Genomic DNA, 14,042 nt, shown 5'->3' with positions numbered 1-14,042 from the left:
GTCAGGCCTTACAGATCGAAGCGACGTCATCGACGTCGTTGGCGGGTTTGGTCGGTGAGTTCGTCGGCTTCTTCGCCGGCGTACTCGGCTTCTTGGTAGACGTGGTCTTCGGGGTATCGGTGGTCTTACCGTCTCCTTCGGAGGCGGCCTTGTCCAGCGCTTCCGATTTCTGGATCGCCTGGGCCACCTTGGTACGGATCAGGTCGAAGTCCGGGTTGCCGGTGTGGATCAACGGGGGGACCGCGGAGAAGCTTGACACCGGCAGCTTCTTCGCGTCCAGCGCGAGGTCGGTGAAGGTGCCCAGCTCACCGGCCGGGATGCTGGTCTTGACCACTTGTTTACTGGCCGCGGCGATGCCCTGGAACTTGGTCAGCACGGTCTGCGGGGACAGCTGGTTCAGCATCGCAGACATCACGCACTTCTGCCGCGTCATCCGCTCGTAGTCCGACGACTCGGCCCGGGACCGGGCGAACCAGAGCGCGTGGTACCCGTCCAGGTGCTGGTTCTTCCCGGCCTCGATGTACCCCTTGATCGGCGAGGTACCGCCACCGATCGGGACCCGCTTGCCGATGTCCAGGGTGATTCCGCCGACCGCGTTCAGCAGGTCGCGGAAGCCGGCCAGGTCGATCAGGACGAAGTAGTTGATCTTCAGCCCGGTGACCGCCGAGACGGCCTGCGTGGTCGCGGTCTCGCCGGGGTTCGGGTTACCCGGGAACAGGTTCTTGTGCTCGGCCGCGTAGGTGTAGACGGCGTTCAGCAGGCACTGGGCCTCGCAGCCCTTCCACACGAAACCGTTCGGGAACTGCTTGGCCATCGCCGTACCGGCGGGGAACGGAACCTTGGCCAGGTTGCGCGGCAGGCCGATCAGGACGGTCCGGCCGGTGTCCGCGTCGATACTGGCCACCGTCATGCTGTCCGGCCGGGTGCCGATCCGGTCCGCACCGGAGTCGCCGCCCATCAGCAGCACGTTGTAGCGGCCGTGCTCGGCCTTCGACTTCTGCCCGTTGCCGAAGACGCTGGCGACGAAATCGCGCTGCGTGTTCACGAACGAGCTGGCCCAGATCAGCGCACCGGCGACCACGAACACCAGGACGGCATCCAGGATGCTGGTCGCCAGCCGGTGGTTGCGTTCCAGCATCATCGGCTGAGCGATCCGGTACGCATCCACGAACAACGCGGCCCAGCCGATCGCCAGCAGGATCAGCAGCACCTGGACGACCCGCAGGGTGCCCGGGCGGGCGAGCAGGTTGATGGTCCCGGAGCGCCAGATCAGCCCCAGGACGACCAGGAAGACGACGATCGCGAGGATTCCCGCGACGACCCGCCAGGCCCAGCGCCCAGCACGTTTGCTACCTGCCACGATCTGCGCCGACCCCGGCAGCACGAGGGTCATCAACAGCAGTGCCAGGGCCCGCTTGAACCGCACCGGCTCGCTGAGGTTGCGCAGGTCTGCTTTCTCCTGCGGCATGAGGTCCTTCCGTTCTCGGCTCGGGCGGGCTGTTGCCGACCGTACCGTGTCGTCCCCACGGTCACTTGGTACGACGTGCCGGGGGACGCGAAGGTTCGAGCCGGAGCGGGTCCGAAGACGAAGGGTAGCAGCCCGGCCACAGAGCGCAGGAAAACCCCTGCATACACCCTGTGATCGGGCAGATTCACACGGTTGTGATGGCGTTCGGGCGTTGAGATGGGTTACCTGGTGCTGCCCAAATCGACAGTGAGGAACCGCCCCCCATGAAACTGTTCCGTCCCCTTTTTGCGGTGGCTGCGGCCACGGCGATCACTTTGACCGGCCTCAGTGCTGCGCAGGCGGCGCCCGCCCCCGCTCCTGCTCCCACTGCTGTCCGGGCGCCAGGTGGCGACTTCACCGGGATCGCTGCACTCAGTAACTGTTCCGGCTCGCTGGTCCGGTTCGCCTCGTCGGTGTCCACCGATCCGGCGCTGATTCTCACCAACGGTCACTGCTACGAAGGCGGTATGCCCGCCGCGGGTGTCGTCATCAAGGACCGCGCGTCCAGCCGCTCGTTCACGCTGCTGCGGCCGAGCGGAACCAACGCCGGTACGGTCCGGGCCAACCGGGTCCTGTACGCGACGATGACGAAGACCGACGTCACGCTGTACCGGCTCACCGAGACCTACGCCGCGATCCAGTCCCGGCTGGGTGTCCCGGCGCTGACGCTCTCCCAGTCCGCGCCGGCCGCCGGCGCCGGGATGGCCGTCGTCTCCGGTTACTGGAAGCGCATCTACACCTGCTCGGTGCAGTCGACGATCTTCAAGCTCCGCGAAGCCAGCTGGACGATGGAGAGCTCGATCAAGTACCGCCAGCCGGGCTGCGAGACCATCGGCGGTACGTCGGGTTCGCCGATCGTGAGCACCTCGACCGGCCAGGTCATCGGCGTCAACAACACCGGGAACGAGGACGGTGGACGCTGCACGATGAACAACCCGTGCGAGGTCGACGCCGCGGGCAACATCACCGTCGACCAAGGAGCGGCGTACGGCCAGCAGACCTGGTGGTTCTACACCTGCCTGTCCGCCACCCGCACCATCGACCTGAACAAGTCCGGCTGCCTCCTCGCCAAGTAGCTGTCATCCGGTCCCGCCTCTGCCGGTTCGTCATCAGAGGCGGGACTGGGGTGACGTAGCACACTGTGATTCGGGTAACGTCGCGCCACATGGCAGTCGACTCCTCCACGGAACAGGTCACGACAACGAACTGGCCGAGCCCCTTCGGGGTCCGGACCCGGCTGGTGGCGGCCAGCGCGCTGATGCTGTTCACCGAGCTCGCGCTGATTCGCTGGACCGGCTCGAACGTCGTCCATCTCAGCTACTTCTCGAACTTCGTGCTGCTCGGTTCCTTCCTCGGAATCGGGATCGGCATCCTGCGCTCCGGCCGGGCCAAGCGGTTGCCGTACTACTCGCCGCTGATGCTCGGCCTGCTGGTCCTGGTGATCGCGTGGAAACCCGTCACCGTCGACCGCGGCTCCTCGTCGAGCGTCATCTACTTCACCAGTCTCAACACGACCGGTCCGCCGGTCTGGGTGATCCTGCCGATCGTCTTCATCGCCGCGGCCGTGGTGCTCGCCGGTCCGGCGGAACTCGTCGGCCGCTGCTTCAGTGAGCTGCCGCGACTGACGGCGTACCGGTACGACCTGGTCGGATCGCTGATCGGCATCATCAGCTTCACCGCCCTGTCGTTCCTGGGGGCGCCGCCGATCTGGTGGGGGCTGATCGTCACGATCGTCTTTGCCGGGTTGATGATTCCCCGGGCGCGGGGTGTGGCCGCCCAGCCGCTGGTGGCCGCCGTACTGAGTGCCGGGTTGGTGCTGGTGCCGTTGCTGGTGATGGTCGGGGTGCTGTTCAACGAGTCGACCAAGTCGGAGAACAGTTGGTCGCCGTACTACAAGGTGCAGACCGCCAAGGACACGTTCGAGGGTGTGCCGCTGCTGACGATCACGGTCAACGGTGTACCGCACCAGCAGGCGATCCCGGCGGATGCCCGGTTGCAGTGGGAGCCGCAGTACGGACTGCCGTACGCGCGGGCGAACGCCGGTAAGGAGCCGAAGAACGTCCTGATCATCGGGGCGGGATCGGGTTCGGACGTCGCGATCGCGCTGAAGAAGGGCGCGACCCATGTGGACGCGGTCGAGATCGACCCGGAGATCCGCGACATCGGCAAGGCGCTGCACCCGGACCGGCCGTACCAGGACCCGCGGGTGTCGTCGCACATCGACGACGGGCGGGCGTTCCTGTCCCGGACCGACAAGAAGTACGACCTGATCCTGCTGGCGTTGCCCGACTCGCTGACCCTGGTCAACGGTGCGAGCTCGCTGCGGCTGGAGAGCTACCTGTTCACCCAGCAGGCGTTCGAGTCCGCGCGTGACCACCTGAACCCGGGTGGCGCGTTCGCGATGTACAACTACTACCGCGAGACCTGGCTGATCGACCGCCTCGCCCTGACCGCCGAGAAGGCCTTCGGCCACAAGCCCTGCGTGGACAAGGTCGGCGACTCCCTGCAGCAGGCCGTCGTCACCGTCGGTCTGACGGCCGCCGACCAGAACTGCCAGGGCGAATGGGCCGGCGCCTCGTCGGTCACTCCGCCGCCGGCCACCGACAACCGCCCGTTCCTGTACCTGTTCACCGACCGCATCCCGTCCCTCTACCTGGTCACCCTCGGGCTGATCCTGGTCGCGGGCCTCGTCGGCGTCGGCATCGCCGGCGGCGGATCGTCGTACAAGCGCATGCGCCCGTACACCGACCTCTTCCTGCTCGGCGCCGGCTTCATGCTCCTGGAAACCAAGAGCATCACCGGTTTCGCGTTGCTCTTCGGTACGACGTGGGTCGTGAACGCGATCGTCTTCGCCGGAGTCCTGGTCGCGGTGCTCGCCGCAGTCGAAGTCACCAGACGCTTCCGAACACCACCCACCAAGGTGATGTACGCGATCCTGTTCGGCGGCTTGGTGGTGTCCTGGATCTTCCCCGACGACTGGCTGCTCTCGATGCCGGTAGGCCTGCGCGCCCTGGTCGCGGTGATCATCGCCTTCACCCCGATCTTCGCCGCCAACGTCATCTTCGCCAAGCGCTTCACCGACACCGCCGACGGCACGGCGTCCTTCGGCGCCAACCTCCTGGGCGCCATGCTCGGCGGCTGCCTCGAGTACGCAGCCCTGATCATCGGCTTCCACGGCCTCCTGATCATCGCCGCAGTCCTCTACCTCGGAGCGTTCCTGCTGCGCCCCAAGTCGGAGTCAGCCATCGGGACCTAGTTCCGCAGCACACCGAACGGCTGGTACGGGTTTGGCCCGTTCCAGCCGTTTTGTGTGTACCGGGTGCGAAGATCGTTGTATGACATGGCTTGTGACTGGTGGGGCTGGGTATATCGGGGCGCATGTGGTGCGGGCGTTCCTTGCTGATGGCATCGATGTGGTGGTGGTCGATGACCTGTCGAGTGGGAAGGCGGAGTTCGTGCCGGACGGGGTGCCGTTCGTGCGGGCGAATCTGCTGGACGGGGCGGCGGTTCGGGGTGCGCTGGAGGGGGTGAGTGGGGTGGTGCACCTGGGTGGGTTCAAGTACGCCGGGGTGTCGGTGGATCGGCCGTTGCACACGTACACGCAGAACGTGACGGCGATGGTGTCGTTGCTGGAGGCGATGGACGAGAAGGGCGTGCGGAACATCGTGTTCTCGTCCAGCGCGGGGGTGTACGGGACGCCGAAGGTCGAGACGGTGACCGAGACGACCGAGCCGGCGCCGGAATCGCCGTACGGGGAGACGAAGCTGATCGGGGAGTGGTTGCTGCGCGACCAGGCCAAGGCGACCGACCTGCGGCACACCTCGTTGCGGTACTTCAACGTGGTCGGCTCCGGCGACCCGACCGTGTACGACGCGAGTCCGTACAACCTGTTCCCGATCGTCTGCAACCTGCTCTCGCAGGGGAAGGTGCCGCAGATCTACGGCACCGACCACCCGACCCCGGACGGGACGTCGGTGAAGGACTACGTCGACGTCGCCGACCTCGCCCGTGCACATGTGGCCGCGGCGCGGGCCCTCGACGCCGGTACGGCGCTGGAGCCCGTCTACAACCTGGGGAGCGGGACCGGTACGTCGGTCCGCCAGATCATGGACGCTGCCCGCCGGGTCACCGGCATCGACTTCACCCCGACCGAGGGCCCGCGTCGGCCCGGCGATCCGTCCCGCGTGGTCGCGCAGGGTGAGCTCGCCGCCCGTGACCTCGGCTGGAAGAACACCCACACCGTCGACGAGATGTTCGCCTCGGCCTGGAAGGCGTGGCCCGCCAACCGCTGAGCCCTGGCGTGGCTACAGTCCGGCCATGGCTGATGGGTTCGACGACATGCCGGCGTACCTGCGTCCGGAGGCGCCCCGGCAACCGTGGCGGACGCGGGACTCGGCGTACAGTCCGGCGTCCTTCATCGGCGGGCTGATCTGGATCGCGTTGGGCGTCGGCTCGCTGATCGGCGGCTGGACCACCTTCGGAGCCGCATTGCTCGCCGTACTGGGCCTGCTCGTGGTGGGTGCCACCGTGCTGCAGGCCCGGCGGGGGCATCGCGGTGGGTGCTTGATCCGACGCGGAGTGTGGTTCGGGATCGCGGTCAGCGGGCTGCCGTTGCGGGTGGCCTACTGGTTCAACTTCTAGTACTCCTTCTTGAACGGCCCGGACGGGCTCAGGTCGACCAGGTTCGGACCGGTCAGCACGCCGCCCTCGACCGGCAAGGTGTGGCCGGTGATCCAGGAGGCGTCGTCGGAGGCGAGGAACGCGACCGCGGCCGCGATGTCCTCGGGTTCGCCGATCCGGCCCAGCGGGTAGAGCTTCTTGAACTTCTCCAGCGTCTCCAGCTGGTTGTCCCAGTTCGGCGTCCGAATGGTGCCGGGGGCAACGACATTGAAGCGGACGCCGAGCTTGCCGTAGCGGGAAGCGTAGTTCAGGGTCATCGCGATCTGGCCGGCCTTCGCCGCCGAGTACTCGACGTTGCCGAAGGCGGCCAACCCGTTGACGGAGCTGATCGTGACCACGTTGCCGCGGGACTCCACCAGGTGCGGCAGGGCCGCCTGGATACAGCGCGAGGCGCCGACCAGCGTCAGGTCGAGCTGGCGGTGCCAGTCCTCATCGGTCGTGTCCTCGGGAACGCTCGTGACGATACAACCGCCCGCGTTGTTGACGACGACGTCCAGCCGCCCGAACCGCTCGACCGCTGCGGCCACCGCGGCATCGACGTCCGCGCGACTCGTCACATCGGTCCGTACCCCGATCGCCCGGTCACCGAGCTCGGCCGCGAGCTCCCCGATCTTGTCCTCCTGCAGATCGGTGATCACGACCGAACCACCTTCGGCCGCGAACCGCCGTACCACCGCGGCCCCGATCCCTTGCGCCCCCGCCGTGACGAGTGCCACCCGCCCCTCGAACCGCACCTAGTCCTCCAGGATTCGATCGACCTTCTCGTCCGCCACCCGGCGGTCGAGCTTCGTGGGGTCCAGGTTGCGGCACAACACGATCGAGCCGCCGCCGATGATGACCCCGATCAAGACCCTAAGTCCGTCCCGGGTCGTCAGGTCCCGGGTGGTCAGGATCCGGTCGGCGATCGGTTCCGCCGTGCCGATCAGGTCGGCATGGGTGAGTTCGTCGTACGCCGGGGAGTCGGCGGAAGGGGAGTCGAACGGGACGAACACGTCGGGGTGGTTGTAGACCTCGGCCCCGTAGTCGTGGACGCCGTCCGGCAGCGCCTCGCGGAACCGCCCGCCGAGCGGTAGCAGCGCAGATGCGATCGTCTCCCGCTCACCAGTTGTATCCAGCTCGGGCCCGGTGATTGCCAGGGCGCCGATGCCAGAGGTGAGCGAGGCGCCGGCCGACCAGGTCGCGAGCGCCCAGACCACGCCGAGCCAATGCGGCGGCAGACCGATCGCGACGGTCTCGCCTGCCTCCAGGTCGTACTCGTCGACGAGCAGGTTGGCGGTCTTGGCCACCCAGTTCGCCGTGGTCAGCGCGCTGAGTTCGATCCGCTCACCCGTCTCGTCGTCGTAGTAGGTGAGGAGCGGGCCGGCGCCGTCCCGGCGGACCGCAGCGGCGAAAACCTCGGGCAGAACCTGTGACATATGGCCCACCCTACGGTCCGTCGGCGGACGTACGTTGGGAGGGGACTACCGGAAAGAAGGCTGGTCATGGTTCCACAGTTGGAGATGCCCGCGGGCGGCGAGTGGCTCGTCATCCTGGTCGTCGTGGTGCTGCTGTTCGGCGCGAACAAGCTCCCCGAACTCGCCCGGGGCGCCGCGCAGGCGCTGAAGGAGTTCAAGAAGGTCCAGAACGGCGACGACGAGCAGAATCCGGCGGTCGAGGCTGCGCCGAAGTCGGAGAGCCGGCACTAACGACAGGAGGTGTCGGCCTGACAGAAGGTTTGCGGCCGCGCCGTGAGCGGGCGGGCTCGCGGCGCGACCCCAGACCTCCTGTCGGTCGTGTCGCCACGAGGGTGATCACCTAGGGTCGGGGCATGCTGATTGTGGGCGGCCTGGGGTTGATCCTGGTGCTGACTGTTGCCACGGGCTACTTCGTGTCGCAGGAGTTCGCGTACGTGGCGGTGGATCGGAGCCGGCTGCGGACGCTGGCCGACGGCGGTGATGCGGCGGCGGTGCGGGCGTTGAAGGTGACCTCGCGGCTTTCGTTCGTGTTGTCGGGGTCGCAGGTCGGGATCACGGTGACGGCGTTGCTGGCGGGGTACTTCGCCGAGCCGTATCTGGGCGAGGGGCTCGCGCGTGTCCTCGGGTCGGCTGGAGTGCCGGAGACCGTGAGTGTTTCGGTGTCGGTGATCGCCGCGCTACTGCTGGCGACCGTGATTCAGATGGTCCTGGGTGAGCTCGCGCCGAAGAACCTGGCGATCGCGAGGGCCGAGGCGATCGCGCTGCGGTTGTCACGGTCGACGCTGCTGTACCTGACGATCGCCGGACCGATCATCCGCGTCTTCGACACCGCCTCGAACCGGATTCTGCGCCGGGTTGGGATCGAACCGGTCGAGGAGCTGCCCCAGGGTGCGACGGCCCAGGAGCTGGACCGGATCATCGTCTCCTCGTACGAGCAGGGGTTGCTGGACGAGGACACGATGCGGCTGCTGGACCGTGGTCTGGACTTCCGCGGCCGGATCGCCGACGAGGCGATGGTGCCGCGGGTCGACGTGGTCACCGTGCACCAGGACGAGCCGCTGACCAGGGTGGTCGAGCTGCAGGACACCGGGCACAGCCGGTTCCCGGTGATCGCGGGTTCGGTCGACGAGGTGGTCGGGGTGATCGCGATCGGCGATGTCGTCGAGGTCGAACCGGCCGACCGCGGCCACGTCACCGTCGGCTCACTCGCCTCGCCGCCGGTCGTCGTACCGTCCACGCTCCCACTACCTGTCGTGCTCGAACGGCTCCGTACGGCGCACCGCCAGCTCGCGATCGTGGTCGACGAGTACGGCGGTTTCGCGGGCATCGTCACGCTCGAGGACATCGCCGAGGAGCTGGTCGGTGCGATCCGGGACGAGGACGATCTGCCGGAGACTTCGCCGGTCCAGGGTGGTGACGGCTCGTGGGTCCTGCCTGCGCGGTGGCGGCTCGACGAGGTCGAGGAGGCGACCGGGGTGGCGTTGCCCGAGTCGGATGACTACGAGACCGTGTCCGGGCTGGTGATGGCACGGCTCGGCCGGATCCCGGTGGTCGGTGACGAGATCGTCGTGGAGCTTCCGCACCGGCTCGACCACGAGGGGCGGCCGATACCGCCGGAGTTCGTCAAGCTCGTCGTACAGACGTTGGAACGTCGCGTGCCCGGTCTCGTCGAGATGGAGCGGGTGGCATGAGTACGTCGCTCGCCCTGATCATCTCGGTTGGTCTGCTGGCACTGAACGGGTTCTTCGTGGCGGCCGAGTTCGCCCTGGTCGCGTCCAAGCGGCATCGGCTCGAGGAGGCCGCGGCAGCGGGCAGCCGGTCCGCCCGGGCCGCCATCGGGGGGATCAGCGAGCTGTCGCTGATGCTCGCGGGTGCGCAGCTCGGGATTACGTTGTGCACGCTGGGGCTGGGTTCGCTGAGTGAGCCGGCGGTCGCGCATCTGCTGCACCCGTTGTTCGAGCTCGCGCACATCCCCGAGGGCGTGGGGCACGTGATCGCGCTGATCATCGCGGTCGGCGGAATCGGTCTGCTGCATGTGCTGCTCGGTGAGATGGCGCCGAAGTCGTGGGCGATCAGCAACCCGGAGCGCGCGGCACAGGCGCTGGCGCTGCCGTTCCGCGGTTTCACGTACGTCGTTCGCCCGCTCCTGCTCGCGCTGAACTGGATCGCCAACCTGTGCATCCGCCTGGTCGGAGTCACCCCGCAGAACGAACTGGCCAGCGCCCACGGCCCCGATGAGCTCCGGCTGCTGATCGAGTCGTCCCGCGAGCACGGCACCCTCGAGGAGCCGGAACACGACCTGCTGACCGCGATGCTTGCCCTGCAGAACATCACGATCGCCCAGGTGATGGTGCCGATGGATCGCCTCGCCACCGTCCCGTCCACCGCCTCGGCCCGTGACGTCGAACTGACCAGCCGCCGCGAAGGCCGCTCCCGCCTCGCAGTCATGAGCGGTACGACGATCTGCGGCATCGTGCACGTCCGCGACGCCGCCCGCGCCACCACCAGCGGCGGTACGACGCTCCGAGCCGCCGAACTGATGACCGCACCCCTCAACCTCGCTCCCACCACCCCAGTAGCCACCGCCATCCGCACCATGCGCGACCACCGCTCCCAACTGGCCGTCGTGTGCACCGGCACCGACCCGCTCGGCGTGGTCGCCCTCGAAGACCTGCTGGAACAGGTCATCGGTGAGTTCGACGACGAGACCGACCCGATCGTCAGCGCCGCGGCAAGATCACCGGAGCGCCGCTCCCCGGATGCGGCCACACCTCCACCGGGTGCCGATAAACCTCACTGAGCAACTCAGCAGTCAGCACCTCACCCGGCTCCCCATCAGCAACAACCCTCCCGCGCGAGAGAACAGCAACCCGATCCGCGTAGCCCGCGGCCAAGTTGAGGTCATGCACCACGACCACCACCGCATCACCTCCACCTGCAGATTCTTGAGTCAGTTGGAGGACTGCTTCCTGGTGGTGGAGGTCCAGGGCTGCTGTTGGTTCGTCGAGGAGGAGGAGCTGGGCTTCTTGGGCCAACGCCCGGGCCAGCGACACGCGTGCGCGCTCTCCGCCTGAGAGCGAGCTGAAGACTCGGTCGCGGAACTCGGTGATATCTGCGGTCCCCAGCGCGGCGCGTACGGCGTGTTCGTCGTCGTCGGCGCGGGTGGTTCCGTACCAGGGGGCGCGGCCCATGGCGACGATGTCGGCGACACTGAACGGAAACGAGATCGTTGCCTGCTGCAACATCACGGCCCGGCGCATCGCGGTCTCCACGGGGGACCAGTGGTTCAGCGGTTCCCCGCCTAGGAAGACCGAGCCGGCGTCGGGTGCGTGGTCGCCGGACAGGACACCGAGCAGCGTGGACTTGCCGGCGCCGTTCGGGCCGACGAGAGCCAGCACCTCACCGGTGCGGACGGACAGGCTGACCCCGTCCAGGATCGGCGTACCGCCGAGTGATAGCGACACGTCGCGCACCTCGGCGATCGTCGTACCGGTTGGCAGCCGGGACGGCAGCCGGCGCCTCACCCCCAACCTCCCTGCCGGGTGCGGGTCCGGCGCAGGAGCCAGAAGAAGAACGGGGCGCCGACGAGGGAGGTGATCATGCCGATCGGCAGATCAGCGTTGCGTATCAACGTCCGGGCCAGCAGATCCGCGACGATCACCAGAACCGCGCCGCCCAAAGCACTAGCCGGCAGCAGCAACCGATGCCCCGGCCCGGCGACCATCCGGATCAGGTGCGGCACGACCAGCCCGACGAAGCCGATGATGCCCGAGAACGCCACGCTCGCCCCGACCAGCAGTGCAACCACCACGATCACGGTCAGCCGCAGCCGCTCGACGTCCACCCCCAGATGCCCCGCCGACCGATCACCCAGCGACAACAGATCCAGTCGCCGAGCCAGTACGACGGACGCGATCAGACCGGCCACGGTGAACGGCAGAACCGCGGTCACGGCCGGCCAGGTAGCGCCGTTCAGGCTGCCGAGCTGCCAGAAGACGAGCTGCTCGCGGGCACTCGTGTTCGCGATGAACGTGGCGAAGGAGATCAGCGTGAACGCCAACGAGTTCACCGCGATCCCGGTCAGGACCAACGTGACCACCTCGGTCCGCCCGCTGGACCGGGACAACGAATGCACGAGCAACGTCGTACCCAATCCGGTGATGAACGCGGCGACGGCGATCGTCCAGTTGCCGAGGTACGTCACGCCGGTGACGATGACGAGCGAAGCCCCGACCGCGGCGCCCGACGACACCCCGACCACCGACGGCTCGGCCAGTGGGTTGCCGAAGACGCCCTGCATCAGCGCGCCCGCGGTCGCCAGCGAGGCCCCGACCAGTACGGCGAGCGCCACCCGCGGGAACCGCACCTTCCACAACGCGTTGTCGCCCTGGGGATGGCTGGGCATCGGCCCGAGATCCAGTCCTAGCCGATGCAGCAGCGATCCGACGATCTCGGCCGGCGGGATCCGGAGCTGCCCGATTCCCGCGGCCACGATCACCAGCACCACCAGCGCAACGGTCAGGAAGCCAAGCAGGCCTACCGAACGCAACCGGCTCAAGGCGTGTAGACCGCCTTGGCGAGCGCGGCGACGGTCCGGCCGGTCCGCGGGCCGAAACCGAGCAGTTCGGTGTCGTTCATGTCGATGATCCGGCGGTGCTGACCGGCCGGCGTCTGGCCGAGCCCGGGCAGTTTGAGCAGCCCGTCGACGCCCTTCACCGACTTCAGCCCCTCGGTCATCACGATGATCACCTCGGGTTGCGCGCGGATCAGCGCCTCACTGGTCAGCGGCACGAACGACTTGTCCAGCCCGATAGCGGTCCCGGTGTCGATCCCGCCGATCGCCTTGATCATCGCGTCCGCGCCGGAACCCGGACCGCTCATCAGATACACCCCCGCCGTACCGCGGATGTACAGGAACGTCATCCGCAGTGGCTTCCCACCGGTCGGCGCCAGGGCCAGCGCGGACGTGATCTCGGTCGACGTCCGCTTGACCAGCTCCTCACCACGGTCCGGTACGCCGAGGGCGCCCGCGACCGCGCGGATCTGGCTCGGCAGCCCGTCCATGGTCCGGGCGTCGGCGAAGAAGATCACCGGTACGCCGGAGGCCCGCAACTGCTCGATCACCTCGGGCGGCCCGATGCTCTTGTCGGTCAGGACAACCGTCGGGTCCAGCGACAGGATCGCCTCGGCGTTCAGGTCGTGAGCGCTCGGGGTCACCTTGGGCAAATGCGCCGCTTCGGGGAAGCCGGTCGAGGTGTCCCGGCCGACGACCTTGTCGCCGAGTCCGAGGCTGAACACGATCTCGGCCAGCGTGCCGTAGAGGTCGACCGCGATGATCCGGCTGGCGTCCTTGACCTGTACCTGCTTGCCGTCACACGACTTCACGTCGACCGGCAGCTTCGGTGCGGCCGACGACGCGACCGGGTGGATCGCGTGGTCGGTCAGCGTCGCCGTGGCCGGCCCGGTCAGGGTGTGCGGGTCGGCGCCGGTGGCCGGGGATGTGGTTGCCTTGGGCAATGGATTGCCATCGGCATCGGCGGTGACCGCGAAACCCTTCACCGGTGGGCGGCAGGCGTCGACAGTCGCCGGTTGCTCGGCGGACGTGTTCGATGTTGCCGGTCCGGCGCAACCCATTGCCACGAGCAACAGCAGTACGACGAGGATCGCCGTACGGGAGATCCGGGAGAGATCGAGCGTCACGACGCGACCTGCGGGTAGCGGGGGAGGACCTGCTCGGCGAGCTCGGTCAGGATGTCGATGTTGTAGCGGAACGCGACCAGTACCTCGTCCAGGACCTGCTGCTGCTCGGTCTCGTCGAACGGCGTCTCGTCCAGCAACTGCCGGTAGGTCTCGCGGAAGGGCTTCGGCGAGATCTTGTCGAAGACATAGAACCGTACGCCGTCGCCACCGGGCACCAGACCGTAGTGCGTCGCGACCTGGCGGCCGATCGACTGGCCTCCGGCGATGTCGCCGAGGTAGCGGACGTAGTGGTGCGCGATGAAGCCACCGGGCCAGGTGGCCAGTTCCTTGAGCCGCTCGATGTAGCGGAGCGTCTGTGGCGTCGGCTCCGGGATCGGGAGGCCGCGGGATTTGAGGTACTCGAGATCCGCCTGCAGCCACTCGCGGCGGTACAGGTCCGGGAAGACGAAGCGGCCGGCGATCGGGTCGTCGGCGAGCTGTTCGCCGAGCTCCTCGAGGGCGCGGTAGATCACCGCGTGCTGAGCGACCAGCGCGGCGTACCCGCTCAGGTCGAGGTGGCCCTTGGTCAGGGCAGCGAGATAGGCGCTCGCACCGGTGTCGCGGTGCATGAGCTGACTGCGTTCCCGGAAGCGTTGCGAGAACGGCGGCTGAGCGGTGGCCGACGGGCCCGATTGTAGGGTCACTTAAGTTAGGTTAGCCTA

Annotated in this window: 14 protein-coding genes; 7 read left to right on the top strand and 7 right to left on the bottom strand. The window is 67.8% G+C overall.

All coding sequences use genetic code 11. From position 1 onward, the window contains the following. Nucleotide 1: 1 nt before the first annotated feature. Nucleotides 2-1,468 (bottom strand): LCP family protein, encoded by a 1,467-nt coding sequence (locus tag ACFCV3_RS05455; RefSeq protein ID WP_376026322.1) that lies wholly within the window; start codon nucleotides 1,466-1,468, stop codon nucleotides 2-4. 263 nt (nucleotides 1,469-1,731) lie between these two features. On the opposite strand from ACFCV3_RS05455, the gene ACFCV3_RS05450 reads away from it, so the two are divergent. The 4 genes from ACFCV3_RS05450 (at nucleotide 1,732) to ACFCV3_RS05435 (ending at nucleotide 6,148) form a co-directional block, all read left to right on the top strand. Next, complete coding sequence (locus ACFCV3_RS05450; RefSeq protein WP_376026320.1) at nucleotides 1,732-2,583, top strand: serine protease; 852 nt, start codon at nucleotides 1,732-1,734, stop codon at nucleotides 2,581-2,583. Nucleotides 2,584-2,672: 89 nt separating this feature from the next. Then, nucleotides 2,673-4,763 (top strand): spermidine synthase, encoded by a 2,091-nt coding sequence (locus tag ACFCV3_RS05445; RefSeq protein ID WP_376026318.1) that lies wholly within the window; start codon nucleotides 2,673-2,675, stop codon nucleotides 4,761-4,763. Between the two features lie 79 nt (nucleotides 4,764-4,842). Further along, nucleotides 4,843-5,799 (top strand): UDP-glucose 4-epimerase GalE, encoded by a 957-nt coding sequence (gene galE, locus ACFCV3_RS05440; RefSeq protein ID WP_376026317.1) that lies wholly within the window; start codon nucleotides 4,843-4,845, stop codon nucleotides 5,797-5,799. Between the two features lie 25 nt (nucleotides 5,800-5,824). Beyond that, on the top strand, nucleotides 5,825-6,148 hold the full coding sequence (locus tag ACFCV3_RS05435; protein WP_376026316.1) for a hypothetical protein: 324 nt from the start codon (nucleotides 5,825-5,827) through the stop codon (nucleotides 6,146-6,148). Here ACFCV3_RS05435 and ACFCV3_RS05430 read toward each other — a convergent pair. Further along, nucleotides 6,145-6,921 carry an SDR family NAD(P)-dependent oxidoreductase gene (locus ACFCV3_RS05430; RefSeq protein ID WP_376026314.1) on the bottom strand — a complete coding sequence of 259 codons (777 nt, stop codon included), beginning with the start codon at nucleotides 6,919-6,921 and terminating at the stop codon, nucleotides 6,145-6,147. The genes ACFCV3_RS05435 and ACFCV3_RS05430 overlap by 4 nt on opposite strands. Continuing rightward, complete coding sequence (locus ACFCV3_RS05425) at nucleotides 6,922-7,602, bottom strand: TIGR03089 family protein (RefSeq protein ID WP_376026312.1); 681 nt, start codon at nucleotides 7,600-7,602, stop codon at nucleotides 6,922-6,924. It abuts the gene before it with no gap. 66 nt (nucleotides 7,603-7,668) lie between these two features. On the opposite strand from ACFCV3_RS05425, the gene ACFCV3_RS05420 reads away from it, so the two are divergent. The 3 genes from ACFCV3_RS05420 (at nucleotide 7,669) to ACFCV3_RS05410 (ending at nucleotide 10,441) form a co-directional block, all read left to right on the top strand. Further along, nucleotides 7,669-7,872, top strand: coding sequence for a twin-arginine translocase TatA/TatE family subunit (locus ACFCV3_RS05420; protein ID WP_376026311.1), 204 nt, complete (start codon nucleotides 7,669-7,671; stop codon nucleotides 7,870-7,872). A 122-nt stretch (nucleotides 7,873-7,994) separates the two neighbouring features. After that, nucleotides 7,995-9,332, top strand: coding sequence for a hemolysin family protein (locus tag ACFCV3_RS05415; protein WP_376026309.1), 1,338 nt, complete (start codon nucleotides 7,995-7,997; stop codon nucleotides 9,330-9,332). Continuing rightward, complete coding sequence (locus ACFCV3_RS05410; protein WP_376026308.1) at nucleotides 9,329-10,441, top strand: hemolysin family protein; 1,113 nt, start codon at nucleotides 9,329-9,331, stop codon at nucleotides 10,439-10,441. Before ACFCV3_RS05415 ends, ACFCV3_RS05410 begins: the two co-directional genes overlap by 4 nt. Here ACFCV3_RS05410 and ACFCV3_RS05405 read toward each other — a convergent pair. Genes ACFCV3_RS05405 through ACFCV3_RS05390 form a run of 4 tightly spaced genes read right to left on the bottom strand, consistent with a single transcriptional unit; the run spans nucleotide 10,362 to nucleotide 14,024 of the window. Then, a complete protein-coding gene (locus tag ACFCV3_RS05405; RefSeq protein ID WP_376026453.1) occupies nucleotides 10,362-11,123 on the bottom strand; it encodes a heme ABC transporter ATP-binding protein in 762 nt (253 codons plus the stop codon). The two genes, ACFCV3_RS05410 and ACFCV3_RS05405, sit on opposite strands and share 80 nt — an antisense overlap. Nucleotides 11,124-11,161: 38 nt before the next feature. Beyond that, nucleotides 11,162-12,199 (bottom strand): FecCD family ABC transporter permease, encoded by a 1,038-nt coding sequence (locus tag ACFCV3_RS05400; protein ID WP_376026306.1) that lies wholly within the window; start codon nucleotides 12,197-12,199, stop codon nucleotides 11,162-11,164. Next, nucleotides 12,196-13,341 carry a hemin ABC transporter substrate-binding protein gene (locus ACFCV3_RS05395; protein WP_376026305.1) on the bottom strand — a complete coding sequence of 382 codons (1,146 nt, stop codon included), beginning with the start codon at nucleotides 13,339-13,341 and terminating at the stop codon, nucleotides 12,196-12,198. The genes ACFCV3_RS05400 and ACFCV3_RS05395 overlap by 4 nt, the downstream gene beginning before the upstream one ends. Then, entirely contained in the window at nucleotides 13,338-14,024 is a 687-nt protein-coding gene (locus tag ACFCV3_RS05390; RefSeq protein WP_376026303.1) for a heme oxygenase (biliverdin-producing), read from the bottom strand. Before ACFCV3_RS05390 ends, ACFCV3_RS05395 begins: the two co-directional genes overlap by 4 nt. Nucleotides 14,025-14,042: the final 18 nt, after the last annotated feature.

Source organism: Kribbella sp. NPDC056345 (assembly GCF_042262745.1).
Classification (GTDB): domain Bacteria; phylum Actinomycetota; class Actinomycetes; order Propionibacteriales; family Kribbellaceae; genus Kribbella.
Note: the sequence above shows the minus strand (reverse complement) of the source record. Positions and strands in the feature narration are given on the sequence as shown.